Source organism: Micromonospora sp. NPDC049900, assembly GCF_044461025.1.
In the GTDB taxonomy this organism is placed as follows: Bacteria; Actinomycetota; Actinomycetes; order Mycobacteriales; family Micromonosporaceae; genus Micromonospora.
This window is the reverse complement of the sequence record NZ_JBITKM010000001.1, coordinates 289,254-314,271: the sequence shown is the minus strand read 5'-3', so window position 1 is coordinate 314,271 and position 25,018 is coordinate 289,254. Positions and strand designations below refer to the sequence as shown.

The 25,018-nt window shown below is 73.1% G+C and carries 25 protein-coding genes; 9 read left to right on the top strand and 16 right to left on the bottom strand.

Annotated elements, in window-relative coordinates:
- Positions 1-8: 8 nt before the first annotated feature.
- The 3 genes from ACIBMZ_RS01450 to ACIBMZ_RS01440 are packed head-to-tail and all read left to right on the top strand — an operon-like array spanning position 9 to position 2,950.
- Positions 9-1,265 (top strand): sensor histidine kinase, encoded by a 1,257-nt coding sequence (locus ACIBMZ_RS01450; protein ID WP_396690023.1) that lies wholly within the window; start codon positions 9-11, stop codon positions 1,263-1,265.
- Positions 1,262-1,912, top strand: coding sequence for a response regulator (locus ACIBMZ_RS01445; protein ID WP_396690021.1), 651 nt, complete (start codon positions 1,262-1,264; stop codon positions 1,910-1,912). The genes ACIBMZ_RS01450 and ACIBMZ_RS01445 overlap by 4 nt, the downstream gene beginning before the upstream one ends.
- Positions 1,913-1,915: 3 nt before the next feature.
- Positions 1,916-2,950 carry a helix-turn-helix transcriptional regulator gene (locus ACIBMZ_RS01440; protein ID WP_396690019.1) on the top strand — a complete coding sequence of 345 codons (1,035 nt, stop codon included), beginning with the start codon at positions 1,916-1,918 and terminating at the stop codon, positions 2,948-2,950.
- Positions 2,951-2,988: 38 nt separating this feature from the next.
- On the opposite strand, the gene ACIBMZ_RS01435 is transcribed toward ACIBMZ_RS01440, so the two are convergent.
- The 8 genes from ACIBMZ_RS01435 to ACIBMZ_RS01400 form a co-directional block, all read right to left on the bottom strand.
- Complete coding sequence (locus tag ACIBMZ_RS01435) at positions 2,989-3,903, bottom strand: SDR family oxidoreductase (RefSeq protein ID WP_396690017.1); 915 nt, start codon at positions 3,901-3,903, stop codon at positions 2,989-2,991.
- Positions 3,904-4,047: 144 nt separating this feature from the next.
- The gene (locus tag ACIBMZ_RS01430) at positions 4,048-5,628 is read right to left on the bottom strand and encodes a DEAD/DEAH box helicase (RefSeq protein WP_396690015.1); all 1,581 of its coding nucleotides are present in this window, start codon (positions 5,626-5,628) and stop codon (positions 4,048-4,050) included.
- A 153-nt stretch (positions 5,629-5,781) separates the two neighbouring features.
- Positions 5,782-6,000 carry a hypothetical protein gene (locus ACIBMZ_RS01425; protein WP_396690013.1) on the bottom strand — a complete coding sequence of 73 codons (219 nt, stop codon included), beginning with the start codon at positions 5,998-6,000 and terminating at the stop codon, positions 5,782-5,784.
- Positions 6,001-6,097: 97 nt separating this feature from the next.
- Complete coding sequence (locus tag ACIBMZ_RS01420) at positions 6,098-6,835, bottom strand: alanyl-tRNA editing protein (protein ID WP_396690011.1); 738 nt, start codon at positions 6,833-6,835, stop codon at positions 6,098-6,100.
- 11 nt (positions 6,836-6,846) lie between these two features.
- A complete protein-coding gene (locus tag ACIBMZ_RS01415; protein ID WP_396690009.1) occupies positions 6,847-7,734 on the bottom strand; it encodes an alpha/beta fold hydrolase in 888 nt (295 codons plus the stop codon).
- Complete coding sequence (locus tag ACIBMZ_RS01410; protein ID WP_350693103.1) at positions 7,731-8,045, bottom strand: DUF2516 family protein; 315 nt, start codon at positions 8,043-8,045, stop codon at positions 7,731-7,733. Before ACIBMZ_RS01410 ends, ACIBMZ_RS01415 begins: the two co-directional genes overlap by 4 nt.
- A gap of 82 nt (positions 8,046-8,127) precedes the next feature.
- A complete protein-coding gene (locus ACIBMZ_RS01405; protein WP_396690007.1) occupies positions 8,128-8,928 on the bottom strand; it encodes a hypothetical protein in 801 nt (266 codons plus the stop codon).
- The gene (locus ACIBMZ_RS01400; protein WP_396690006.1) at positions 8,925-9,560 is read right to left on the bottom strand and encodes a helix-turn-helix domain-containing protein; all 636 of its coding nucleotides are present in this window, start codon (positions 9,558-9,560) and stop codon (positions 8,925-8,927) included. The genes ACIBMZ_RS01405 and ACIBMZ_RS01400 overlap by 4 nt, the downstream gene beginning before the upstream one ends.
- A 112-nt stretch (positions 9,561-9,672) precedes the next feature.
- Here ACIBMZ_RS01400 and ACIBMZ_RS01395 point away from each other — a divergent pair, with 112 nt between their 5' ends.
- On the top strand, positions 9,673-10,476 hold the full coding sequence (locus tag ACIBMZ_RS01395) for an alpha/beta fold hydrolase (RefSeq protein WP_396690004.1): 804 nt from the start codon (positions 9,673-9,675) through the stop codon (positions 10,474-10,476).
- Between the two features lie 96 nt (positions 10,477-10,572).
- Here the strand turns inward: ACIBMZ_RS01395 and ACIBMZ_RS01390 are convergent, their stop codons facing one another.
- The 4 genes from ACIBMZ_RS01390 to ACIBMZ_RS01375 form a co-directional block, all read right to left on the bottom strand.
- On the bottom strand, positions 10,573-11,532 hold the full coding sequence (locus ACIBMZ_RS01390) for an asparaginase (protein ID WP_396690002.1): 960 nt from the start codon (positions 11,530-11,532) through the stop codon (positions 10,573-10,575).
- A gap of 94 nt (positions 11,533-11,626) precedes the next feature.
- The gene (locus ACIBMZ_RS01385) at positions 11,627-12,454 is read right to left on the bottom strand and encodes a 3-keto-5-aminohexanoate cleavage protein (protein WP_396690000.1); all 828 of its coding nucleotides are present in this window, start codon (positions 12,452-12,454) and stop codon (positions 11,627-11,629) included.
- Positions 12,455-12,614: 160 nt separating this feature from the next.
- A complete protein-coding gene (locus ACIBMZ_RS01380) occupies positions 12,615-13,727 on the bottom strand; it encodes a YgfZ/GcvT domain-containing protein (protein WP_396689999.1) in 1,113 nt (370 codons plus the stop codon).
- Positions 13,724-14,158 (bottom strand): Fur family transcriptional regulator, encoded by a 435-nt coding sequence (locus ACIBMZ_RS01375; RefSeq protein ID WP_396689997.1) that lies wholly within the window; start codon positions 14,156-14,158, stop codon positions 13,724-13,726. Before ACIBMZ_RS01375 ends, ACIBMZ_RS01380 begins: the two co-directional genes overlap by 4 nt.
- A gap of 65 nt (positions 14,159-14,223) precedes the next feature.
- Between ACIBMZ_RS01375 and ACIBMZ_RS01370 the strand changes: the two genes are divergently transcribed.
- Positions 14,224-15,072 (top strand): aminotransferase class IV, encoded by an 849-nt coding sequence (locus ACIBMZ_RS01370; RefSeq protein ID WP_396689995.1) that lies wholly within the window; start codon positions 14,224-14,226, stop codon positions 15,070-15,072.
- Positions 15,073-15,117: 45 nt separating this feature from the next.
- Here the strand turns inward: ACIBMZ_RS01370 and ACIBMZ_RS01365 are convergent, their stop codons facing one another.
- Both ACIBMZ_RS01365 and mtfM read right to left on the bottom strand, forming a co-directional pair.
- Positions 15,118-15,723, bottom strand: coding sequence for an FABP family protein (locus ACIBMZ_RS01365; RefSeq protein WP_396689993.1), 606 nt, complete (start codon positions 15,721-15,723; stop codon positions 15,118-15,120).
- Positions 15,720-15,824 (bottom strand): small membrane protein MtfM, encoded by a 105-nt coding sequence (gene mtfM / locus ACIBMZ_RS01360; protein WP_267899546.1) that lies wholly within the window; start codon positions 15,822-15,824, stop codon positions 15,720-15,722. The genes ACIBMZ_RS01365 and mtfM overlap by 4 nt, the downstream gene beginning before the upstream one ends.
- 12 nt (positions 15,825-15,836) lie before the next feature.
- On the opposite strand from mtfM, the gene ACIBMZ_RS01355 reads away from it, so the two are divergent.
- From ACIBMZ_RS01355 to ACIBMZ_RS01345, 3 genes are read left to right on the top strand one after another with little or no spacing between them, the layout of a single operon-like run.
- Positions 15,837-16,211, top strand: a complete 375-nt coding sequence (locus ACIBMZ_RS01355) for a DsrE family protein (RefSeq protein ID WP_396689992.1) — start codon at positions 15,837-15,839, stop codon at positions 16,209-16,211.
- Positions 16,212-16,265: 54 nt separating this feature from the next.
- Positions 16,266-16,646 carry a hypothetical protein gene (locus ACIBMZ_RS01350; protein WP_396689990.1) on the top strand — a complete coding sequence of 127 codons (381 nt, stop codon included), beginning with the start codon at positions 16,266-16,268 and terminating at the stop codon, positions 16,644-16,646.
- Complete coding sequence (locus ACIBMZ_RS01345) at positions 16,643-18,700, top strand: glycogen debranching N-terminal domain-containing protein (protein WP_396689988.1); 2,058 nt, start codon at positions 16,643-16,645, stop codon at positions 18,698-18,700. Before ACIBMZ_RS01350 ends, ACIBMZ_RS01345 begins: the two co-directional genes overlap by 4 nt.
- 3 nt (positions 18,701-18,703) lie before the next feature.
- Here ACIBMZ_RS01345 and ACIBMZ_RS01340 read toward each other — a convergent pair whose 3' ends face one another.
- Together ACIBMZ_RS01340 and ACIBMZ_RS01335 are read right to left on the bottom strand one after the other, a co-directional pair.
- A complete protein-coding gene (locus ACIBMZ_RS01340; protein ID WP_396689986.1) occupies positions 18,704-19,468 on the bottom strand; it encodes a hypothetical protein in 765 nt (254 codons plus the stop codon).
- Between the two features lie 108 nt (positions 19,469-19,576).
- Positions 19,577-20,104, bottom strand: coding sequence for a winged helix-turn-helix domain-containing protein (locus ACIBMZ_RS01335; RefSeq protein WP_396689984.1), 528 nt, complete (start codon positions 20,102-20,104; stop codon positions 19,577-19,579).
- 294 nt (positions 20,105-20,398) lie between these two features.
- On the opposite strand from ACIBMZ_RS01335, the gene ACIBMZ_RS01330 reads away from it, so the two are divergent.
- Positions 20,399-24,769: a S8 family serine peptidase gene (locus tag ACIBMZ_RS01330; protein ID WP_396689982.1), complete on the top strand. Its 4,371-nt coding sequence runs from the start codon at positions 20,399-20,401 to the stop codon at positions 24,767-24,769.
- Positions 24,770-25,018 lie beyond the last annotated feature (249 nt).

The window sequence follows — 25,018 nt, the reverse complement described above, 5'->3', positions numbered from 1 at the left end:
GGGGCCGGATGACCAGCAGCGGCGAGACCGGCGACCGGCCACAGATCTGGCAGGAGCGGCTCTACCGGGTGCTGCCCTTCGGCGGGCTGGCCGTGGGCACTCTGTTGGCCGCTCTCGCGCCGACCCCGCGCAGTCTCCCGCTGACGGTCATCCTGCCCGTCGTCGCAGCCGCCGCCTGCTGGGTCGCCTGGTTCGTCACCCTGCATCCGGACTGGCACGACCGGCGGGGTCCGATGGCGTTCTTCTACGTGGGGCTGCTGGGGTTCGCCGCCACGCTGGTGATCGCCAGCCCGTGGTACGGCTTCTTCGCCTGGATCGGCTTCGTCTACGCGTTCTTCCTGCCGGGCCGGTGGCCGATGGCCGGAGTGGTCGTCACCGCCGTGTTGCTCGGCACCTCGCAGAGCGGCGGGCTGCCGTCGGTCTCCGCACACTGGCTGGTCTGGCTGGTGATGGTGCTGTTCAACCTGGTGGTCGCCGGGGGCGTGAGCTGGTTCGCCTTCGTCGCCGACCGGGAGGGTGAGAAGCGCAAGCGGCTGGTGGCGGAGCTGACCTCGGCCAACGAACGGCTCGCCGAGACCGTACGGGAGAACGAGGGGTTGCACGCACAGCTCATCACGCAGGCCCGGGAGGCCGGTGTGCGCGACGAGCGCCAGCGGATGGCCCGGGAGATCCACGACACCCTGGCCCAGGGGCTGACCGGCATCATCACCCAGTTGGAGGCGGCCGAGCAGTCCCGGGACCGTTCGGCCGACTGGCGGCGGCACGTGGACAACGCGCTGGACCTGGCGCGGGAGAGCCTCACCGAGGCCCGCCGCTCGGTCCGGGCCGTGCGCCCGGAGCCGCTGGAGACCGCTCGGCTGCCCGACGCGCTCGCCGAACTGGGCGGGCGCTGGTCGTCCCGGCACGGGGTGGCGGCCAGCGTCAGCACCACCGGCACGCCCCGACCGCTGCACCCGGAGATCGAGGTGACGCTGCTGCGGGCCGCCCAGGAGGCCCTGGCCAACGTGGCCCGGCACGCCGCCGCGTCCCGGGTCGGACTGACTCTGTCGTACATGTCGGATGTGGTGACGTTGGACGTCCGCGACGACGGGTCGGGGTTCGACGTCGACGGTGGCGTCGCACCGGACCGGGACGGCGGCTACGGTCTGACCGCGATGCGCCAGCGGGTGACCCGGGTCGGTGGTCGGCTGGCCGTCGAGTCCGAACCGGGTACCGGCACCGCCGTCTCGGCGTCCGTACCCGCCCTGCCCGGAGCCGCCGCATGACCGCCCCGGTACGCCTGCTCATCGTCGACGACCATCCGGTGGTCCGGGACGGGCTGCGCGGCATGTTCACCGGCGACCCCGGGTTCGAGGTGCTCGGCGAGGCGGCCGACGGTGCCGAGGCGCTGGCGCTGGCCGAGGCGTTGCGACCGGACGTGGTGCTGATGGACCTGCGGATGCCGGGCATGGACGGGGTGACCGCGATCGGGCGGCTGGCCGCCTCCGGCAGCCCGGCGAAGGTGCTGGTGCTGACCACCTACGACACCGACGCGGACGTGTTGCCGGCGATCGAGGCGGGTGCCACCGGCTACCTGCTCAAGGACGCGCCCCGCGAGGAGTTGGTCCGGGCGGTACGCGCCGCCGCCCGGGGCGAGTCGGTGCTCTCCCCCAGCGTCGCCGGACGGTTGATGGGGCGGCTGCGGACGCCGCGGACGCCCGCCGAGGAGCCGTTGAGTCAGCGGGAACTCGAAGTGCTCACGCTGGTCGCCCGAGGTTCGTCGAACCGCGAGGCCGCGGCCCGCCTGTTCATCAGCGAGGCCACCGTCAAGACGCACCTGCTGCACGTCTACGCCAAGCTCGGCGTCAACGACCGGGCGGCGGCGGTGGCCACCGCGTACGACCGGGGCCTGCTCACTCCCGGCGGGCGGTGACCGGTGCGCGCCGCCCGACTGATCTCGTTGCTGCTGTTGTTGCAGTCCCGGCAGGTGATGACGGCGGCGGAGCTGGCCCGCGAGTTGGAGGTCTCCGAACGCACCGTCTACCGGGACGTGGTGGCGCTCTCCGCCGCCGGGGTGCCGGTCTACGCCGACCGGGGGCCGACGGGCGGTTACCGGCTGCTCGGCGGCTACCGGACCCGGTTGACCGGGATGACCCGGGACGAGGCGGAGGCCCTCTTCCTGGCCGGGCTGCCCGGCCCGGCCGGGGAGATGGGACTCGCCGACGCGGTGGCCGCCGCCGAACTCAAGGTGCTGGCCGCGCTGCCGCCGAGTCTGCGCGACGCCCCGGCCCGCACCGGGCAGCGGTTCCACCTGGACGTGCCGGGCTGGTACCACCACCGGACCGCCCCGCCGGAGTGGCTGACCGAGCTGGCGGGCGCGGTCTGGCGGGACCGGGTGGTGACGCTGCGCTACCGGCGCGGGGAGCACGAGGTGACCCGCCGGGTCCGCCCGTACGGTCTCGTGCTCAAGAGCGGGACCTGGTATCTCGTCGCCCGGGTCGGCGAGGACGTCCGCACCTACCGGGTGGACCGGGTCACCGCCGTCGAGCCACACGGGGAGACCTTCGACCGGGAACCGGACTTCGACCTGGCGGCGCACTGGCAGCGGCAGGCCGCGTCGTTCCTGCGGAGCATGCTGCGGGCCGAGGTGACGCTCCGGCTGAGCCCGGTCGGCCTGCGCGTGCTCCGGCACCTGGTCGACGCCCCGTTCGGGTACGACGAGGCGGTCGCCGCCGCCGACGGACCCGACGACCAGGGCTGGTCGACGATCCGGCTGCCCGTCGAGTCCGTCGACGTGGCGTACGCCCAACTGCTCGGGCTCGGGCCGGAGGTGGAGGTCTGCGACCCGCCCGAGCTGCGCGCCCGGCTGGCCGAGGCGGCGGCCCGGACGGTCGCGCTCTACGCCACCGATCCTGCGCCGCCGACCGGCGAGGACTCCCGCCCCGGAACCGCCGGGGACAGCCGACCGTAGCCGCCGACCGGGTGCACCGCCGGTCGGCGGGCGAGGGGTCAGCGGTAGCCGGTGACGTCGGCGGGGCGACCGGCGTCGACCACCTCGCTGATGTAGCGGAAGGCGTCCGGCTGGCTGCCGTCGACGTCGGTGAAGCCGTACACCCGGGACAGTTCCCCGGCGGAGACGGACCGGCCGTTCCAGCGGTGCCGGTCGGAGTCGGTGGCGAGTGCGGCGACCGCCCGGCCGACGAAGGCCGGCGTCTCGGAGATGAGGAAGTGCGGGTCGGTCGCGACGCCGTCGCGCCAGGTCTCCTCGGTGACGCCGAAGTGCTCCAGCATCGCCTCGGACCGCAGCCATCCCGGGCTGAGCGCGACGGCCGTGCCGCCGTGCTCCTTCAGCTCGTGCGCCCAGATGAAGGCGAGCCGGTTGACCGAGGTCTTGGCCAGGTCGTAGAAGACCGACAACCGATAGTTCTCGTCATTGTACGCCTTCGTGCCGTCGCCGATCTCCACGACCAGTCCACCCGGACGGCGGATCAGCAGCGGCAGCGCGAAGTGGCTGGTGATCACGTGGGTCTCGACCGCCAGCCGCAGCGTCCGGAAACCGGCGTCGAGGGGCTGCTCCCAGACCGGCTTCTCCCAGGTGATCAGCGGGTCGGCACCCCACACGTCGTTCACCAGCACGTCGAGGCGGCCCTGCTCGGCGTCGATCCGCTCGACCAGGGCCCGCACCTCGTCCGGCACCAGATGGTCGGTCCGGACCGCGATCCCGGCGCCTCCGGCGGCGGTCACCAGCTCGGCGGTCTCCTCGATGGTCTCCGGCCGGTTCAGCTCGGAACGTGCCGCCCGGCTGCTGCGGCCGGTGGCGTACACGGTGGCACCGGCCGCGCCGAGTTGCACCGCGATCTGCCGGCCGGCGCCCCGGGTGGCCCCGGCGACCAGCGCCACCTTCCCCGTCAACGATGTCGTCATGACGGTCACGTTGCCAGCAATACCTGACAACCGACGTCAGCTTTGGCGACGACATCCCGCCGGCTCTCGACGACGAGCCGGACCGCACGGGGGCGGCGTCAGCCCACCGCCGTCAGTCCCGCCGCCGTCGACACCGTGCTGCCGTCAGCCCTGCCGGCGGCGTCCGCCGGGCCGGGCACGGGCGGAGAAGGCCGCCGCTCCGGAGCGCGCCCCGCCGGCAGGGACCGCACCGGCTCGGGCCGACTGCGACCGTCCGCCCTGGGAGCGACCGGAACCGGCCTGCGTCCCCTGGGCCCGGCCCGCACCGGTCTGGGTCTCCGGGGAGCGGCCCGGGCTGCTCTGCGCCCCACGTGACCGCCCGGCACCCGCCTGGCCGCCGTGGGACCGGCCGGTGCCGGGCTGTGCCGTCTGGGATCGGGCCGCACCGCTCTTGGCCGGTGCCGACGTGCCACCGCGACGGCCGCCCCGGTTCGACCGTGGCTCGCGTACCGGCTCGGCGGACTCCACCGGCTGGGCGACCAGCGTCCGCTCCCCCGGGGCGATCTCGCGCAGCAACGCGTCACCTGGACGCAGCCGGGTGGTGGTCGCCCGGATGCCCGCCTTGCGGGTCAGTTCCCGCACCTCGGACGCCTGCTGGTCGGTCATCAGAGTGACGACCGTGCCGGCCGCCCCCGCCCGGGCGGTACGACCCGACCGGTGCAGGTACGCCTTGTGCTCGGCGGGCGGGTCGGCGTGCACCACCAGGGCCACGTCGTCGATGTGGATGCCCCGGGCGGCGATGTCGGTGGCGACGAGTGTCTGCACCTCGCCGTCGGAGAACGCCTGGAGGTTGCGGGCCCGCGCCCCCTGGGCCAGGTTGCCGTGCAGTTCCACGGACTTCACCCCGGCGGCGACCAGGCGACGGGTGAGCGTCTTGGCCCCCCGCTTGGTGCGGGTGAACACCACGCTGCGACCCGGCGTGGCGACCAGGTCGACCAGCACGGCGAACCGCTCGTCGGCGAGCACGTGCAACACGTGGTGCGTCATCGCGGTGACCGGGGACCGCGCCGAGTCGACACTGTGCGTGACCGGGTCGGTGAGGAACCGGCGGACGAGCACGTCGACACCGGCGTCCAGGGTGGCGGAGAAGAGCAGACGCTGACCGCCGCGCGGGGTCTGGTCCATCAACCGCCGTACGGTGGGCAGGAAGCCCAGGTCGGCCATGTGGTCGGCCTCGTCGAGCACGGTGATCTCGACCGCGTCCAGGTGCGCGTGGCCCGCGTCGACGTGGTCGGCGAGGCGGCCCGGACAGGCCACCACCACGTCGACCCCGGCACGAAGGCCCTTGATCTGCGGGTTGGCGGCGACACCGCCGAAAACGGTCATCGTGCGCAGCGACAGTGCCTGCGCCAGCGGTGCCATCACGGCGTCGATCTGGGAGGCCAGCTCACGGGTGGGCGCGAGGATCAGCGCCCGGGGACGCCCGGCCCGTCGGGGCGCGGGGGTGGCCGCCAGGCGGGTCAGCACCGCAAGCACGAAGGCGTACGTCTTGCCCGAACCGGTGCGGCCACGGCCGAGCACGTCGCGTCCGGCGATCGCGTCGGGCAGCGTCGCCGCCTGGATCGGGAACGGCCGGTCCACCCCGGCCGCGGCGAGGACGCTGGTGAGCGCCTCGGGCACGCCGAGGTCGGCGAAGGTGGAAGTGGTCGAGGAGGTGTTCTGCTGCTGTGGGCGGCGTGCCGCCATGAATGCTCCGAACGTCGAAGAGAGATCCCGCCCGGCGCTGACCGCTTACCGGTCGCGGCGCGTGGCCTGGGAACATCGAGCCGGCCCGCCAGGACAGGGCCGCAAGGTCAGTCTACCCCCTGCCGCCCGCCGACGTGTGGGAGCACGATCCGCTCAGGTGGCGACGTCCTGCCACTTGCGCTGGCCGTCCATCCATGCTCCGGCCAGGATCTCCGCCGACCGCAGACCAGGACACGGGATGATCTTCGACCCGCCGGCGCCGCCGCCGGCCCGGGCCTCGACCTCCCACGACTCGCCGTCGGTGCGGATGTACACGTCGCGACGGCCTCGCACGGTGCGGTCGCCGTTCCACCAGTGACGCTCGGTTCTCACCCACAGACCGTACAGCAGAAATCGCCACCGAAGATGAGATGATCTTGTAATCTGTCATGTCGATCGGGTAAAGGATGCCGAGGCCGGGCGGCAGGCGCTAGTCGGACAGGCGGATGCGTACCCGGCGGTTGGCCCGGCCCTTGCTCTCGACCTTCACCACTCGGACCTGGCCGATCTGCGCCGTCGAGGCGACGTGGGTGCCCCCGTCGGCCTGCACGTCCAACCCGACGATGTCGACGATGCGCACCTCGGCCTCGTCCGGCGGGATCAGGTTCGACTGGGTGCGGATGATGTCCGGCAACGCCAACGCCTCGGCACGCGGCAGCACCCGGGTCGCCACCGAACGGTCGGCCGCCACCTCGGCGTTGACCAGCTCCTCGATGCGGGCCTTGAAGTCCGGCGGCACCTCGGGCAGGTTGAAGTCCATCCGGGCCTCGCCGGGTTCCATGTTGCCGCCGGTGACCAACGCACCGAAGTCGCGGAAGACCACCCCGCAGAGCACGTGCAACCCCGAGTGGGTACGCATCAACCGACTGCGCCGCTCGTCCTCCACCGCGCCGGTGACCGTGCCGCCGACCGGCGGGAACGGGTCACCCTCGGCGGGGATCAGCCAGAGATCGTCGCCCTTGCGGGTGCCCACGATCCGGGTCTGCACCCCCTGCCACAGCAGAACGCCGTGGTCCGGCGGCTGGCCGCCACCGCCCGGGTAGAAGGCCGAACGGTCCACCACGATGCCCTGCTCGGGGTCGCTGTGCAGGACGGTGCACTGCCACTCGCGCAGGGTCGGGTCGGCCAGGTCGAGGCGGTGGGTGCGGCCATGGTGTGTGACGCCCATGACAGCGCAGGCTACCCGTTCAGGAACTCGGAGATCCGTGCGCGGAGATCGGCGCGTTCCGTCCACAGCACGCCGGGGCGTTCGTACCGGTGCAGGATGGCGCCCGGCAGCACGGCGGCCAGCTCCTCGGCCACCTCCACCGGGTGCAGGTCGTCGCCCTCGGCGGCGATCACCAGGGCCGGTGCGGTCACCGCCGCCAACGCCCGGGCGTCCGGCAGCGGCACCTGCCCCGGCAGGTCGGCCAGTCCGTCGGCGAGTCCGTCGCGGAGCAGGTGATCGAGCCGCTGCCGCAGGTACGCCCAGCCGGCCGGAGTGTTGCGTACGGCCGGCGGCATCTCGACCGAGACCACCTCGGCCACCGCCGAGGCGTCCCCGTCCGCCACCGCCGCGAGCAGCTCGGTCAGCCGGGCGTGGGCCAGCGGTCCCCGGGGCCGGTCCAGTGCGGCGGGCAGGAAGAAGACCAGCCGGTCGAAGCGGTCCGGGCTCTCCACGAGCAGGCGACACAGTGCGCCCGCGCCGAGGCTGACCCCGAAGGCGCGGGTGGCACCGCTGAGATCGGCGACGGCGCGCAGGTCCCGGGCGAGGTCGAGGTAACTCCACGGACCGTCCGGCGCGTCCGAGCGGCCGTGGCCACGGAACTGGAAGAAGACCTTGCGCCCGGTGACTCCACTGCCGAACGGGCGGGTGGTGGCGATGCCGTTGCCGAACCCGTGCGCGAACACGGTGACCGGGTCACCGACGCCGGTGACCAGCCGCTCCAGGCGTACGCCGTGCGGGGTGTCGACCAGCTCGGTGTCCGGGTCGGGCAGCGGCGGGCGGCCGGTGCGCGGTGCGCCCGGCCCCGGCCCGCAGGTGCGAGGTCCGCCGTCCGGTGGAGGTGGCCAGCGGAAGGCCCTCACCAGGATCCTCTACCGTCGCCCAGTTCACGCAGGCCGACGCGCACGTCGAGCAGGTAGATGAGGGCGGCGGCGACACCGATCAGCCCGAAGATGCTCAGCGTGCTGCGGGTCAGCAGGGTCAGCAGGGTGGTGACCGCCAGGATCGCGATCCACCCACCCTTCGGCAGGGTGCCGATGGCGGGGAAGGCGTCGGAGCGCTGGGTGACGGCGTGCACGAGTGCGACCCCCTGCACGACCAGCGCGAACACGAACAGGATCAGTTCGATCACGTAGCGGACGTCGAAGACGAAGATCGGCGCGGCGTTGGCCATGACGGCAAGCTTATGCTGGCGACCCCGGTCCCGTCCGACAGGACGATGACCGGGGTCGCCGTGGTCGATGTGTCTGCCGTGGTCACTCGCCCGCGGGGCGGGTCCGCTTCGTGGCGCGGGGCAGCTTCGCCGACGGCGTGGTCTTCTTGGCGGCGGCCGTCTGCCGGGTGCCCGCCTTGGCCGGGGTGGTCTTCTTGGCCACGGCCTTCCCGGCAGCCGGCTTGGCCTCCACGATCTCGGCGACCTCGGCCGGGCTGGGCACCTCGGCCGGCTTGCGCGGCGACACCGGCTCGGCGTCCGGCGTGATCGCGGCGGGCTCCACCGTGGCGTCGGTGGCCTCGATGTCGGCGTTGACCGTCTCGGCGGCCTCCATCACGCCCGCCCCGACGACCCGCTCACCGTGCGCGACCAACGCGCCGTACGCGGCCAGCGCCCGCTCCTGGGCGGCGTGCGCACCGGCGACGACCACGGCGGCGTTGCGGGTGGCCAGCTCGCGCAGCCGGTCCAGGTCGGCGGCCTCGCGCAGCTTCTGCACGTCGGCGGCCTCGCGCAGCTTCGCCGGGTCGGCGACCTCGCGCAGCCGGTTCAAGTCGGCCGCCTCGCGCAGCCGGTTGAGGTCGGCCGGCGTGGCCTTCTGCCGCAGCGACTCGGCGGTCTGGTTGGCGTTGCGCAGCGCGTCGTTGGCCTTCTGCCGCAGCTCGAACCCGGCGACGACGGCCTTGCCACCGAGGTCGCTCACGACTCGGCCACCGTCGGCGGTGACCCGGTCACGCAGCTCGCCGACCACGGTCGGCAGTCGCCGCAACTGCTTCAGGGCGAGGTCGCCGGCACCGGCGGCGGCATAGAGCGGGGCGGGGATCCGGTCGGTCTTCGGCTGGGTCATGACTTCTCCTCCTGGGCCGCGGCAGCGGCCTTGCGGACCACCGTGCGGGCGGCCTTCTTGGCTGGGGTGCGGGTCGGCGCGGGGGCCGGACCGGCCTCCGTCACGGCGACCGATTCGAGGACGGCCTCGGTCGGCGATCCCTCGGCGGTGGTGGGACCGGTGGCGGCCAGGTTCGCCACGTCGGGCGAGGTGAGGTCGGGTACGTCGTTCGCGGCGTTCGTCCCGCCGGCCGCCTCGGTGTCGGCGCTGCTCTCCCGGGCGGCGTCCGCCGCGGCGGTGGCGTCGGCGAGCCGGGCGTTCTCCCGACGGAACGTCTCGTAGATCTGGGTCAGGGACTGCTTCTGGGCCATGGTCAGGTCGGGGTCGACCGCGATGGCCGCCAGTACGCCCTGACCCTCCTTGTCGTCGAGGAGCCCGGCGCGCAGGTACATCGCCGGGGTGGAGACCCGCAACGCGCTGGCGAGCTGCTGGAGCACCTCGGCGCTGGGGCGGCGCAGGCCCCGCTCGATCTGGCTCAGGTAGGGGTTGCTCACCCCGGCCTGCTCGGCGAGCTGCCGCAGTGAGATCTTCGCGTTCCGCCGCAGGTCACGAATGAACCCGCCGACGTCGGGAAGGTCCTTGGAAGTGGCCATGACTCCACGCTAACCGGCCCTGCTAGCTACTGCAAGCAAAACGCTAGCCCCAGTTAGCAAGGTCTCAGGGTGCGGGTTTGCGCCCGCGCGCGGGCGGTCGTACCGTCTCGCCGTGACCAAGATCGAAGTGAATGGCGCACGGCTGGCGTACGACGAGACGGGCTCCGGATCGCCGGTCGTCCTGCTGCACGCCGGCATCGCGGACCGCCGGATGTGGCACGCGCAGCTCGACGCGCTCGCCGTCCGGCACCGGGTGATCGCCGTCGACCTGCGGGGTTACGGCGAGTCCGAGTTGCCGGACACCGCCTTCGCCCACCATGACGACGTGGCCGGGCTGCTCGACGCACTCAACCTGCCCCGGGCCGCCCTGGTCGGCTGCTCGTTCGGCGGCGCGGTGGCGATCGACACCGCCCTGGCTTACCCGACGCGGGTCAGCGCACTCGGCCTGCTCGGCACCGCCGTCTCCGGCCACGAGTGGTCCGAGCAGACGAACGACCTCTGGGAGAGCCTCGTCGGCGAGGTGGACCCGGAGGACTTCGCCGCCACCGCCGCCGGTGAGGTGCGGTTCTGGGTGGTCGGCCCGGAACGGGACCCGGCGGACGTCGACCCGCACCTGGTGGCCTTCGCCACCGCGATGGACGAACGCGCCCTCGCCGCCGAACTGGCGCTCAGCGCGGTCGACATCGCCGAACTGGATCCGCCGGCCACCGGGCGGCTCGACGAGCTGACCATGCCCGTGCTGGTCATGGCCGGCGCGGCGGACGTACCCGACATCCGGCACCTGGCCGACCGCATCGCGGCCGAGGCCCCGCAGGCGGTACGCCTGCCCGACGTGCCGTACGCCGCTCACCTGCTCCCCCTGGAGCGCCCGGCGCCGGTGAACGCCGCCCTGCTCGACTTCCTGCCCGCGGTGTAGGGATGAAAGGAAGGGCCCCCTGCTAACGCCTGCGGTAGAGCAGGGGTCCCTTCCTCACCACTCAGCCGGCGGCGAACGACGACGGCCGCCGACGTGTCACCAGAGCGGACGGACGGCGCCGACCGGCAGGCCGCCGCCGAAGAGCGGCACCTCGGCGAACTCCGCCAGCACCGGCGCGTCGACACGGAGTCGACGCAGCGCGGAGACCAGCACCGGCATCCGGGGACGACCGGCGCCGTCGTCGATCTTCAGGGCCACCGCGCCGACACCGGGCAGCGCGGCGGCGATCACGCCCTCCGCGCCCACCTTCGCCAGCAGCCCCGGTACGCCACGCATCAGCCGGGTGTCGTCGGCCTCCGTGCCACCGACGATCTCCGGATGCCCGCGCATGGCGTCGGCCACCGTACGCGCCGCCGTGCCCTCCTCCGCCGTCACCAGCCGCAGGTACGCCCCGGCCAGCCCGGTCAACGAGGCCGACAGCACCGGCGCGCCACAGCCGTCCACACCGACCGCCACGGCCGGCTCACCGGTCGACTCCTCGACCGCGTCCCGTAGCCGCCGCTGGAGCGGGTGCTCCGGCCGCCAGTACCCCTCCAGCGGCCAACCGGCGGCACGGCAGGTCAGCAGCATCCCGGCGTGCTTGCCGGAACAGTTCATCTGGATCCGGGTGGGACCGCCGCCGGCACGCAGCACCGCCTCGCGGGCCTGCTCGCCGACCGGCAACTCCGGCGGGCAGTGCAGCGCGTCCTCGCCCAGGCCCGCGGTGGCGAGCAGCGCGGCGACCCGGGCCAGGTGGAACTCCTCCCCCGCGTGGCTGGCCGACACCAGGGCCAGGTCGGCCGAGCCGGTCAGCGGCAGCCCGGAGTCGATCATCCCGACCGTCTGCATCGGCTTGTTCGCCGAACGCGGGAAGACCGGCGCGGTCACGTCACCCGCCGCGGCGACCACCGCGCCGTCGGCGTCGAGCACCACCACCGATCCCCGGTGTACGCCCTCCACGAACCCGGACCGGACCACCTCGGCGAGGGCCACGCCGCCCTCGTACGTCTCTCCCACAACGTGGACGGTACCGACGAGGTGGGGTGGGCCGGCACCGGGGTGAGCAGGGACGCCACCTCCGGGTGTACAGCAACGGTGGGGAGTTCTCCCCTTACATTCCGAGCATCTCGCGCGCCTCGGCCGTGGTCATCGGCGGACGCTGCGCAAGCTGGGCGAAGCCGACCGCGCGGGCGACGAGCTGCATGTTGGACTCCACCGGCCGCCCCTTGGCGTACGTGATCGTGTCCTCCATGCCGACCCGCAGGTGACCACCGGCCGAAAGCGAGGCGAGCAGCACCGGGATGCTGGTGCGGCCGACACCGGTCGCCGAGAACGTCGTCCCCTCCGGCAGATCCCGCAGCATCTGCTGAGCCGCCACCAGGGTCGCCGTGGTGCCCGGCATCCCGCCCGGCACCCCCATCACGAAGTCGACGTGCACGTGCCCGCCGTGCGGCAGCCCGTACCGACCGAGCAGCCGCTGCAACGCGGTCAGGTGGCCGAGGTCGAAGATCTCGTACTCGGGCACGACGCCCCGCTCCTGCATCCGGGTGTGCAGGTCGACGATGAACTCCCACCGGTTGAGGAAGACGTCGTCGCCGAAGTTGACCGTGCCCATGGTGCACGAGGCCATGTCCGGTCCCGCCTCCAGCACGGCCAGCCGGTCGGTCTCCGGGTCGGTGACCGCCCCGCCGGTGGAGAGCTGCACGATCAGGTCGGTGCTCTCCCGCAGCGCCGCCACCGTCTCCCGCAGTCGTCCCTGGTCCAGCGTCGGGCGCGCCTGGCCGTCACGGATGTGGACGTGGATCACGGAGGCACCCAGCGCCTCGCACTCCTTGGCGGTGAGCAGCAGCTCGTCCAGGGTCACCGGCAGCGCCGGCACCTCCGTCTTGGCCGACTCCGCGCCGGTGGGGGCAACCGTGATCAACGTCGCTGTCGTCATGCCGGCGATCCTAGAACCCCGAGCCCGGCCTTCGGCGCAGGCAGGTGCCGTCAGCGCGAGCGGGGAGCGTCGGCGTGAGCAGGTGCCCTCAGCGCGAGCGGGGAGCCGGTGTGAGCAGGGGACCCCTGCTATGCAGCAGGCGTTAACAAGGTGCCCTTCCTTACATCACGTCGATGGCGGCGGTGCTCTCGCCGACCCGCAGCGTGGCGTCGTCGGCGACCGAGCGCTTCACCACGGCCAGCGCGATCTGGCCCTGCTCGTGGTGGTGCACGGCGGTGCCGACGAAGCCGACCGTCCGGTCGTCGAGCGTGATCGGGGTACCGGCGGCCGGAAGCTGGTCGGTCATCACCCCGTCCAGGTGCAGCAGGACCAGCCGACGCGGCGGACGGCCCATGTTGTGCACCCGGGCGACCGTCTCCTGCCCCCGGTAGCAGCCCTTGTCGAGGTGCACGGCGGGGGCGATCAGGTCCACCTCGGCCGGGATCGTGCGGTGATCGGTGTCGACGCCGACCCGGGCCCGATGGGCGGCGACCCGCACCGCCTCGTACGCCCACAGCCCGGCGGGCCGCACACCGCCGTCGCGCAGCCGGTGCACCACCTGGTCCATGGCGGCCCGGGGCACCAGCAGGTCCACCCCGAGCGGCACCCGGCGAGCCCATCCGCCACCGGGCAGCGGCTTGACGTCGTACCGGGCGGTCGGGCGGGCGGGCAGCTCACCGGAGCGGAACTTGGCCCCCGGTACGCCGAGCACCTCGGGCTCGGCGAGCGGCGGCACGTCCAGCAGGGCCAGCGCGTCGGGTGCCTTCGGTCCGACCAGGGACAGCAGCGCGTACTCGGCGGTGGCGTCGCGGGGCTCGACCCGGCTGAAGAAGCGCATCTTCTCCAGGTAGCCCAGCAGGCTCCCGGTGGCGCCGGGCTCGGTGTCCAGCCAGGTGGTGTCGCCGTCCTCGGTCACCATGGCGTGCTGCTCGACGTGCCCGTGCGGCGAGAGCACCAGCAACTCGGTGCCCTGCCAGGGCCCCAGGTCGGCCAGGTGTTGGGTGGTGAGCGTGTGCAGCCAGGAGATCCGCTCCGCGCCCGGCACCGCGACGACGCCCCGGTGCGAGCGGTCCACCAGGCCGACCTCGGTGTCCAGCAGCCGCTGCTCACGCATCGGGTCGCCGTAGTGCGCGGCCACCGACCGTACGCCGGCCGCCACGTGCGCCGGTTCCGGCTGGTCCCGGCTGGCCTCGTCGATGCTCTCCACGGCCACTGCGCCCGCGATGTCGATCATTTCTGGTCCCCGTCTCCGTCTCCGCACCGTTCACACACGCCGAAGAAGGAGACGTGGCCGATGTCGACCCGGAAGCCACGCTCGGCCGCCAACTGGTCGGCCAGCGGGCGCAGCAGCTCGGGTTCCATCTCGTCGATCGCGCCGCACTCCCGGCAGACCAGGTGGACGTGCTGGTCCTCACCGGCGGCGTGGTAGGTCGGCGACCCGTGCGACAGATGGGTGTGGGTGACCAGGCCGAGCCGCTCCAGCAGCTCCAGCGTGCGATAGATGGTGGTGATGTTGACACCGGCGGCGACCTCGCGGACCGCCGTGTGCACCTGCTCCGGGGTGGCGTGCCCCAGGTCCAGCACCGCTTGCAGGATCAGCTGCCGCTGCGCCGTCAGCCGCAGCCCACGGGCGCGGAGCAGTTCCGCCAGGGAGGATTCGGACACCCTCCGATCATAGTTCGGAGATGCGCGTACCTCCGGTCACGGGCGTCGGCACTAGGCTCGGCCGCATGGTGGCGTCGCGGATCGGCGTACTGGGCCAGGGCCTGCGACCGCCCGGCGAGCCGCTGCTGCGCGGCGACGACCTCGGCGTCCTGCACGGCGACGGACTGTTCGAGACCATGCACCTGCGCGGCGGTCGGCCGTGGCTACGGCAGGAGCACCTGGCGCGGATGCGGGCCGGCGCAGCCGCCGTCGAGCTCCCCCTGCCTCCCGACGCCGACCTGATCGCGCTGCTCGACGACGTCGCCGCCGACTGGCCGACCGAGGTCGAGGGCGCGCTCCGGCTGGTCTGCACCCGCGGCCCCGAGGGCGGCGGAGGACCCACCGTGTACGCGACCCTCGCCGAGGTGCCGGCGGCGGCTCGGCAGGCCCGCCGGGACGGGGTTCGGGTGGCCACGCTTCCGCTCGGCGTACCCGCACAGGCCCGGCCGGAACTCCACTGGCTCCCCGCCGGCCTCAAGTCGACCTCGTACCGGGCGAGCACCGCCGCCCGCCGCTGGGCCGCCCGGACGGGCGTGGACGACGTGCTCTGGGTCTCCTCCGACGGGTACGTGCTGGAGGGGCCGACCGCCAACGTGGTCTGGCTGGACGGGGACACCCTGTGCACCGTGCCCGCCCGGCACACCGGCATCCTGCCCGGCACCACCGTCGCGTGGCTGCTGGCGCACGCCGCCGAGCTGGGCTGCACGGCCGACGAGCGGATGGTCACCCCGGCCGGGCTGCGGACCGCCGACGGCGTCTGGCTCACCTCGTCGGTACGCGGCGCGGTGGCGGTGCGCAGTCTGGACGGGATTCCGCTGCCGCCCGGTACGCGTACCGGGGCGGTGCAGGAACTGCTCGGTTTCCCGCTGCCCTGACGGCCGACCCGCACCGGGCCGACCCGGCCGACGGGGCCGGACGGCTCAGCCGGCCACCCGGATCAGGCGTGCCGACAGGTGCGGCGAGAGCGGCTGACCGACCGCGGCCATGTCCTGCGCGTACAGCAGCGCCCCCTCGACGATGCCGAAGAGCCGGTGCCCGGCCGTCACCTCCTTGGCGGTGGCGCTGCGCACCACCGCGTCGGTGACGAACTCGATCTGCGTGCCCTTGCGCCGCCCGACGTGCAGCTCCATCACACCGGTGGGGACGGTCAGCAACGCCTCCAACTCGTCGGTGACCCGGTCACCGTCGAGCACCGGACGCCACCAGCCGACCTCCCGACCGGCCGGACGCACCGGCTGGCTCTGCTCGTCGAGGATCCACGCCCGCGACTCGTAGTGCAGGAAGGGCCGGCCGTCGTGACTGATCCGGATCTCCTGGGCGAAGTCGAAGTCCTCGATGGTGGGGAAACCGCCCCGGCCGCGTCCCCGCCAGACGCCGACGTACGGCAGCAGCCCGTCCAGGCTCGGGTGCAGCTTCGGTCCGACCCGCAGGTCGTGACTCTCCTCGAAGGGGTACGGCTCGACCGGCGGCGCGTTCAGCCACGGCGGCGGTGCCAGCGGATTGTCGTCCGACGCGCTCGCGCTCACTGTTTCCCTCTCGCTATGAGGACCGCCACGTACACCAGACCACCGGCGAGTGCGCCAAGGCCGGCGACCAGCAGGCTGACGAACCCGATCTCGGTGACCATCCGGGTCATCTTATGCTGGACGGCATGGCCCGCTCTCTCGTCGTCAAGGCCACCGCCGGCGCCGACGCGCCGGAGCGTTGCGCCCAGGCGTTCACCGTCGCCGCCACCGCTGCGGCGGCCGGCGTGCACGTCTCGCTCTGGCTCACCGGTGAGTCGACCTGGTTCGCGTTGCCCGGTCGCGCGCAGAACTTCGAGCTGCCGCACTCCGCGCCGCTGGCCGAGCTGTTGCACGTGATCCTGGCCACCGGCACGGTGACCGCCTGCACCCAGTGCGCCGCCCGCCGGGACATCGGCACGGACGACGTGATCCCCGGGGTACGGATCGCCGGTGCCGCCGTCTTCGTGGAGGAGACGATGGCCGAGGGCGCACAGGCGCTCGTGTACTGAGGGCAGCGCGCCGGAACCAGCCCGACAACTCGGACTAATGCCTACGATTCGGGTGTGACCGAGGCGACCGAGCAGTTCTTCGCGGCTTTGCCCGCCCGCGCCCCGGAGGTACTCCGGTCCCCCGTGGCGGGCACGCTCCGGATCGACCTCAGCCTGGACGGGCGCACCGAACACTGGCTGGTCCGGATGCGGCCGGGCGCGGCCGAGGTGAGTCAGGGCCCGGATTCCGCCGACGCCGTCTGGTACTGCGGCGTGCACCTGTTCGACCGACTGGTCACCGGCCAGGCGCAGAGCATCTCCGCGGTGTTCCGCAACGAGAGCACGTACACCGGGGACGTGGTCCTGTTCCTCGCCTTCCGGCGCTTCTTCCCACCGCCACCGGGCACCCGGGACCCGCGCGAGGTGGCCCGCGAGCACGTCAGGCGGACCCGGTGAAGGAACTCGTCAGCATCCTGGACGGCAACACCTTCCTGGTCAGCGACAGACGCGGCGACATCGAGCCGGCGATCGACTTCCCCACCGGCCTGTTCTCCTTCGACACCCGCTTCCTCTCCACCTGGCTGCTGCTGCTCGACGGCGAGCGGCTGCACGCGCTGTCGATGGACGACTCGGAGTCGCACCAGACCCGGTACTTCCTGGTGCCGGGCGAGCCCACCCACTTCCTGGACGCCAAGGTCTCGGTGATCCGCAGCCGGGCCATCAGCGGCAGCTTCGAGGAGGAGCTGACCGTGCTCAACCATTCCGGGCAGCCGATGAGGTTCACCGTCCGGATGGAGATGGGCGCCGACTTCGCGGACCTCTTCGAGATCAAGGACACCCAGCGCAAACGCGGGCAGCACACCGCCAGCCCCGGTGAGAACGCGCTGCGTCTGGACTACCGCCGGGAGGCGTTCCACCGGGAGACCGTGATCAGCAGCAGCGCACCGGCCGAGGTCGACCCGACCGGGATGACCTTCCCGATCGAGATCGGGCCACACGGCGAGTGGACCACCCGGCTGACGGTCGCGACCACGATCTACGGCGCTCGTGGCGAGGACGTCCGCAACCAGCTTCCCTTCTCCGGCAGCCGGACGACCGCCCTCATCCAGGCCGAGCACGCCGAGTTCATCGCCAAGGCACCGAAGCTGAGCTGCGACTACCAACCGCTGACCGAGGCGTACCGGCGCAGTCTCGACGACCTGGCCGCGCTCCGGTACGAGTCGATCGCGCTCGGCGTCCGGCTGCTGGCCACCGGACTGCCCTGGTTCATGACCCTGTTCGGCCGGGACAGCATCATCACCTCGCTCCAGGTCCTGCCGTTCCAACCGGAGCTGATCCCGCCGACGCTGACAATGCTGGCCGGTCTCCAGGGCCACCGGCTGGACGACTTCCGCGACGAGGATCCCGGCAAGATCCTGCACGAGCTGCGCTACGGCGAGAGCGCCGGTTTCGAGGAACAGCCGCACTCGCCCTACTACGGCGCCGCCGACTCGACTCCGCTGTTCGTGATCCTGCTCGACGAGTACGAGCGGTGGACCGGCGACGTGGCGTTGGTCAAGCGTCTGGAACTGGCCGTGCGGGCCGCGCTGGCCTGGATCGACACGTACGGCGACCTGCTCGGCACCGGCTACCTCTGGTACCAGACCCGCAACCCGAAGACCGGCCTGGAGAACCAGTGCTGGAAGGACTCGTGGGACGCGATCTCCTACTCCGACGGTCGGTTGCCGAGCTTCCCCCGGGCCACCTGCGAACAGCAGGGCTACGCGTACGACGCCAAGCTGCGCGGCGCCCGGATGGCACGGCTGTTCTGGAACGACCCGGAGTACGCCGACCGGCTGGAACGGGAGGCCGCCGAGCTGAAGGAACGGTTCAACCGGGACTTCTGGCTGCCCGAGAAGGAGTACTACGCGCTGGCCCTGGACGCCGACGGCACGCCGGTGGACGCGCTCAGCTCCAACATCGGGCACCTGCTCTGGAGCGGCATCGTCGAGGAGTCGAGGGCCCGGCGGATCGCCGACCACCTGGTCGGGCCGCGCCTCTTCTCCGGCTGGGGCGTCCGTACCCTCGCCGACGACCAGGGGCGGTACAACCCGATCGGCTACCACGTCGGCACGGTCTGGCCGTTCGACAACTCGATCATCGCCTGGGGCCTGTGGAAGTACGGCTTCCGCGAGCAGGCCGGGCAGATCTGCGAGTCGATCCTGGCGGCGGCGCGCTACTTCGACGGTCGGCTGCCGGAGGCGTTCGCCGGGTACGAGCGTGACCTCACCGAGTATCCGGTGCAGTATCCGACCGCGTGCAGCCCACAGGCGTGGTCGGCGGGGACACCGCTGATGCTGCTGCGGGTGATGCTCGGGCTCGAACCGCAGGGCGAGCACCTGATCATCGACCCACACGTGCCGCAGGGCATCGGGCGCGTCGAGTTGCTGGACATCCCCGGCCGCTGGGGCCGTGCGGACGCGCTGGGCCGCAGCCGCAGGCGGGACGACGGGAACGGTCAGCCGGTGTAGGGGTCAGCCGGCGCAGCCGGTGGTGGCGGCGAGCACCACCTCGTCCGCGCCCAGGTCGGCGAGGACCGCGACGCCGTCGCGCCGGAAGGCGTACACCTCATCGGTGTCGACCACCGGCGTGCCGCCCGCCAGCGGTGCGAGCGTGGCCTGCGGCGACGCGGGCAGCGCACCGACAGCGGACCGGACGGTACGCGCCGACCCGCCGCCCGGACACGGCGCGGCCACCACCTCGTCGGGCCCGGTCGCCGTGCTGCCGAGCGTCCGCAGCGCCTCGGTCAGGGCACCGACCTCGGCGCCGGTGGCGTCCGCGCCCGGCGCGGAGTAGCCGTCGCCGACCATCCGGCACCCGGTGTCGGCGGTCAACCGGATCCGGCCGTCGGCGACGGGTCGCCCCAGCACGGTGACGAACTCGCCCGCGTCGGCGCGCAGCCGGGGCCCCTCGGAGGTGACCCGGACCCCGGCCCGCCACACCGTGGGCAGCCGGTCGGAGATCTCCTCGAGCGCGGCCCGTTCCTCACCCACCGGCACCGCCAGGTCGACGGCGCGGACCAGCTCGGCGCCCTCGGCGAAGGGGGTGATCCGGCAGCCCCGGTCCACCTCGGGGGCGACCAGCGCGGGCACCGCACCCCAGCTCGCCGCCACCAGCTCGCCGACGGCGGCGTCCACCACCGGGCCGGCCTCCGCGAGGGTGCGCTGCTCGCGGACGGTCGGCGGATCGTTTCGGGCGGAGCGCCAGGTCAGACCGGCGAGCAGCACCGCCCATGCCACGGTCGCCACGATCAGCCAGCGCGGCCACCGGGGTTCGGGGGCCGGGGGCCGGGGACCTGCGGGCGGGGGAAACCCCGTCTGGACAGCGCCGCTCACCGGGTCATGGTGTCACGCGCGGTGTACCGCCTCGCCGGGACGCCCGTCGGCGGCCTCCGGCGGAGGGCTCAACCGGTAGCCCACCCCACGGACCGTCTGCACCTGCGGGCCGTCGGGCAGCGCCCGCAGCTTGCGCCGCAGCCGTTTCACCGCCGAGTGCAGGATCGCGGTGTCGCCGAGGTACGCGCCGCCCCAGACGGAGGCGAACAGCCGCTCGTAGCTCCAGAGCGCGAGCGGCGGGCTCATCAGCCGGGCCAGCAGCTCCCGTTCGGTACGCGTCAGGCCCACCGGCGCACCCCGCCAGGTGACCAGGTGCCCGGCCCGGTCCACCACGAGATCGCCCCAGCTCGTCGGTCGGCCGGTCGGCTCGTCGGTCGACCCGGCGGGCTCGGCCAGCGGAGCCGGGAACATCGCGCGCAACTGCGCGAGGTCACTACAGATCACCACCGGCCCGACGCCGTCCAACCGCTGCACCACCCGGTGCCGTACGGACGCGTCGGAGCTGACGCAGACCAGGATCGGTATCTCCTCAACGGACACGTTGCCTCCCCCGAGAGCACCGTGCTGACCTGCGACTTTCCACCAGTCGCCAACGACAGTCACCGATGGAGCCCCCGCCTGAAGACTAACGGTCAGGATCCCGCCCCGTCACTGACCGAGTACTGACCGACGCCGTCCATTGATCACTGACTGTCGGGGCAAGAGCATGACTCTCAGCGGGCGGGCGCTCACCATCAGCCACCCACATCGCCTCGTCCGCTCCGCGACGTCGCATTCCGGCGCGCGGGTCTCCGGCCCCGAACGGATCGGGTCCGACGACGTGGGGGAGGAACCTTGTTCACACGACCATCCGCACGGTCACCACGGTGGCGGGCGGTGACGCTGCTGGCCGCCGCCGTACTCGCGGTCACCGCCCAGCCCGCCGTGGCCGCGCCGGCCTCGCAGCCGACGGCACACCGGGCCGCCGTCGACCAGGGGCTGCTCGACCGGTTCGGCACCGCGTCGACCGCGACGTTCCTGGTGTACCTGCGCGAGACCGCCCCGCTGGCCGACACCGCCCGGCTGCGCGACGCCGACCGCCGGGCGGACGAGGTGCACCGGCTGCTGACCGACACCGCCGGCCGTACCCAGCGGGACCTGCGGACGATGCTCGACGAGCGCAAGGTGCCGCACACCGCGTACTGGATCGCCAACGCGATCCGGGTCGAGGGCGACAAGGCGCTGCTGGACGAACTCGCCCGGCGGCCCGAGGTGGCCCGGATCTCCCCCAGCCGCAGCTACCCGCTGGTCCGGCCGACCGCCACCGACACCCGGGCCCGCACCACGGCCGTCGAGTGGGGCCTGACCAACATCGGCGCGCCCCGGGTGTGGGACGAGTTCGGCGACCGTGGTGAGGGCATCGTGGTCGCCAACATCGACAGTGGCGTGCGGTACGACCACCCCGCGCTGGTCGGCTCCTACCGGGGCAACCTCGGCGACGGTTTCGACCACGCGTACAACTGGTTCGACCCGACCGGCGTCTGCTCCGGCACCGCGCCGTGCGACAACAACGACCACGGCACACACACCATGGGCACCATGGTCGGCGACGACGGCGCCGGCAACCAGATCGGCGTGGCACCGGGCGCCCGGTGGATCGCCGCCAAGGGCTGCGGCTCGAACAGTTGCGCGGACGCCTCGTTGCTCGCCGCCGGCCAGTGGGTGCTCGCGCCGACCGACGCCGCCGGGCAGAACCCCCGACCGGACCTGCGCCCCGACATCGTCAACAACTCCTGGGGCGGCGACGGGGGCGACCCGTGGTACCAGCAGACCGTGGCGGCCTGGCGGGCCGCCGGCATGTTCCCGGTCTTCTCCTCCGGCAACGACGGACCGGCCTGCGGCAGCGCGGGCTCGCCCGGCGACTACGCCGACTCGTACGCGGTCGGCGCGTACGACGTGAACAACGCCATCGCCGACTTCTCCGGCCGGGGGTTCGGCACCGACCGGATCAAGCCGAACATCGCCGCCCCCGGCAGCAACGTGCGGTCCAGCGTCCGCAACGGCGGGTACGCCTCGTTCAGCGGTACCTCGATGGCCGCCCCGCACGTGGCCGGCACGGTCGCCCTGGTCTGGGCGGCGGCACCGAGCCTGCGCGGGGACGTGGCCGGCACCGAGGGACTGCTCGACCGCACCGCCCGGGACGTCGACGCCACCACCTGCGGCGGCACCCCGGCCGACAACAACGTCTTCGGCGAGGGACGCCTGGACGCGTACGCGGCGGTGCGGGACGCCCCGCGCGGCCCGGTGGGCCGGGTCAGCGGCATGGTCACCGACGCGGCCGACGACGACCCGGTGGCCGGAGCCACGGTGACCGACGGCACCCGCAGCGCCACCACCGGCACCGACGGCCGGTACGCGCTCAACGTGCCGGCCGGCGAGACCCGGCTGACGGTCAGCGCGTACGGCTACGCCGATCGGTCCGCGACCGTCACGGTGGCCGAGGGCGAGGCCGTCACCCGCAACTTCGCGCTGACGGCGAACCCGACGGTCACGATCAGCGGAAAGGTCACCGACGGTTCCGGACACGGCTGGCCGCTGTACGCGAAGGTTGAGGTGGCCGGACGGCCCGGTGGGCCGGTCTTCACCGACCCGGTCACCGGTCGCTACTCGTTCACCGCGCCGGGCGGCACCGGGTACCGGCTCACCGTGACCGCCCGGTACCCGGGCTACCGGACCGTGACCCGAGAGGTGCCGGTCGGCACCACGGACACCACGGCCGACGTGACCGTCCCGGTCGAGGCCGGATGCACCGCCGCCGGCTACACCGGACGGTTCGGGACCCCGCTGCTGACCCAGAGCTTCGACGGCACCGGCACCCCGGCCGGCTGGCGGGTCGACAACCGCACCGCCTCCGGCGGCTGGACCTTCACCGACACCCGGTCGCGCGGCAACCTGACCGGTGGTGCCGGCGGATTCGCCATCGTCGACAGCGACGCCCTGGGCAGCGGCAACACCCAGGACACCGATCTGGTCGCCCCGCCGCTCGACCTCTCCGGCACCGGCGCGCCGGTGCTGCGGTTCCGCAGCGACTGGCGGGCCGTCGGAGTCTCCGACACCGCCGACGTCGACGTCTCCGTCGACTCCGGCGCGACCTGGACCAACGTCTGGCACCAGACCACCAGCCGGCGTGGCCCCCGCGTGGAGGAGGTGGCACTGACCCCGGCGGCGAACGCCGCCTCGGCCCTGGTCCGTTTCCGGTTCAAGGGCACCTTCGCCTGGTGGTGGCAGGTGGACGACGTGGAGGTGGTCAACCGCGAGTGCACGCCGGTGCCGGGTGGACTGGTGGTCGGCACCACCACCGACCGCAACACCGGCGCACCCGTGGACGGTGTGACCGTCGTCAGCGACGACCGGCCGCAGGACCGGGCCGTGTCGGCGGCGACCCCGGAGGACACCGCCGAGCCGGACGGCTTCTACTGGCTGTTCTCCGGCCTGACCGGCGCCCACCCGTTCACCGCCAGCCGTCCGCCGTACCAGCCGGCCACCAAGCAGGTCACGGTCGTCGCCGACCGGGTCAAGCGGGCCGACGTCGCCCTCGGCGCCGGGCGGCTCACGGTCAGCTCCGCGTCGGTGGTGTCGCACCAGCCCTACAACAGCACCCGGACCACCAAGCTGACCGTGCGCAACACCGGCAGCGCGCCGGCCGCCGTCGAGCTGCTGGAACGCACCGGCGGGTTCGAACTGCTGAACCGTTCCGGCGCACCGTTGCGGGAACAGACGATGAAGGGCATCAGCAAGACCCGCATCGGTGTCGCGTACGGCGGGGCGGCACCCGAGGCGCGTACGGCGGCCGACGACGCGTGGAGTCCGGTCGCCAAGCTGCCGGCCGCGATCTACGACAACGCCGCCGCGTGGCTGGACGGGAAGATCTACTCCGTCGGTGGTGGCGGTGGCACCGGCACCGAGCGGCGGGCCTGGGCGTACGACCCGGGTGCCGACGCATGGACCGCGCTGCCGGACCTGCCGGTGGCACGCTCCAAGCCGGTCGCGGCAGCGGTCGACGGCAAACTGTACGTACTCGGCGGCTGGGGCGCGGACGACCGCACGGTCGCCACCGTCGACGTCTTCGATCCGGCCGTCGGCACCTGGAGCACCGTGCCCGGGGCGACCAACCCGGCACCGACCGCGGCAGCCGGCGGGGCGGTGGTCGACGGGAAGGTGTACCTGGTCGGTGGCTGTGCCGACGCCACCTGCACGGACTCCGCCCGGCTGGTGGTCTTCGACCCGGCGACCGGCACCTTCGGCACCCGGGCCGCGTACCCGCACCCGGTGTCCTGGCTGGCCTGCGGCGGGCTCGGTGAGACGGTGCACTGCGCCGGTGGCACCGGCAGCACCGAGTACACCGACGCCCACCGGTACGACCCGGCGACCGACGCGTGGAGTCCGCTGCCGAACATGCCCACCGAGCTGTGGGGCTCCCAGTACGCGGCAGCCGGCGGGATGCTCGTGCTGGCCGGTGGCGTGACAGCGGGCTCGACGGCGGTCAGCAACCGCACCATCGCCTACGACCCGGCCGCCGGGGCCTGGCGGGACCTGCCCAACGCCCAGTTCGGCCGGTACCGGGGCGCCGCCGCCTGCGGCGCGTACAAGATCGGTGGCTCGCCGAGCTCCTTCGTGGGCTCGGCGGACAGCGAGCGGCTCGGTGGCCTGGAGCAGTGTGCCGCCGAGGCGGACGTCCCCTGGCTGTCCACCTCGCCGACCACCTTCACCCTGGCACCGGGCGCGTCCCGGACGGTCACGGTGACGCTCACCGCCACCGCGGCGGCCGGGCTGCAGCAGCCGGGGCGGTACGACGCCGACCTGGCGATCGCCTCGGACACCCCGTACCCGGTGACGCCGGTGTCGGTGGAGATGAACGTCTCGCCGCCGTCGAGCTGGGGCAAGATCCAGGGCAGCGTCACCGGCACCACCTGCGGTGGGGTCACGGTGCCGGTGGTGGCGACCGTCCGGGTGAACCTGATCTCGGCCGGCACGGGCACGACGCTGACCTCCGGTCCCGACGGCAGGTACGCCTGGTGGTTGCCGAAGGGCCGGTACGAGGTGATCGTCGCCAAGGACGGTTGGGTGCCGCAGGTCAAGCGGCACCAGATCGAGGCGGGCATCGTCGGCTCGCTCGACTTCGCCCTCGATCCCACGTCGAACTGCACCAGAGCGACCGGCATCTGACGCACCACCGGTGATGGCCGCCGGTTCGTGACGAACCGGCGGCCATCACCCTGTCCGCGCAGAATCCAGGTCAGGGCTTGCGAAGCCAGGTGCTCGGATCGGTCACGAGATCAGCTCGACAGGGCGCACCTTCGACATGGCGCGCACCCGGCAGCCCCTGTCGCGCGTCCACCCAGCCGACTGTTTCTCCTGGTCATCGGCGTTTTCGACCGACTGGAGGGTCATCCGGCCGTCGGCCGAACGGACGAA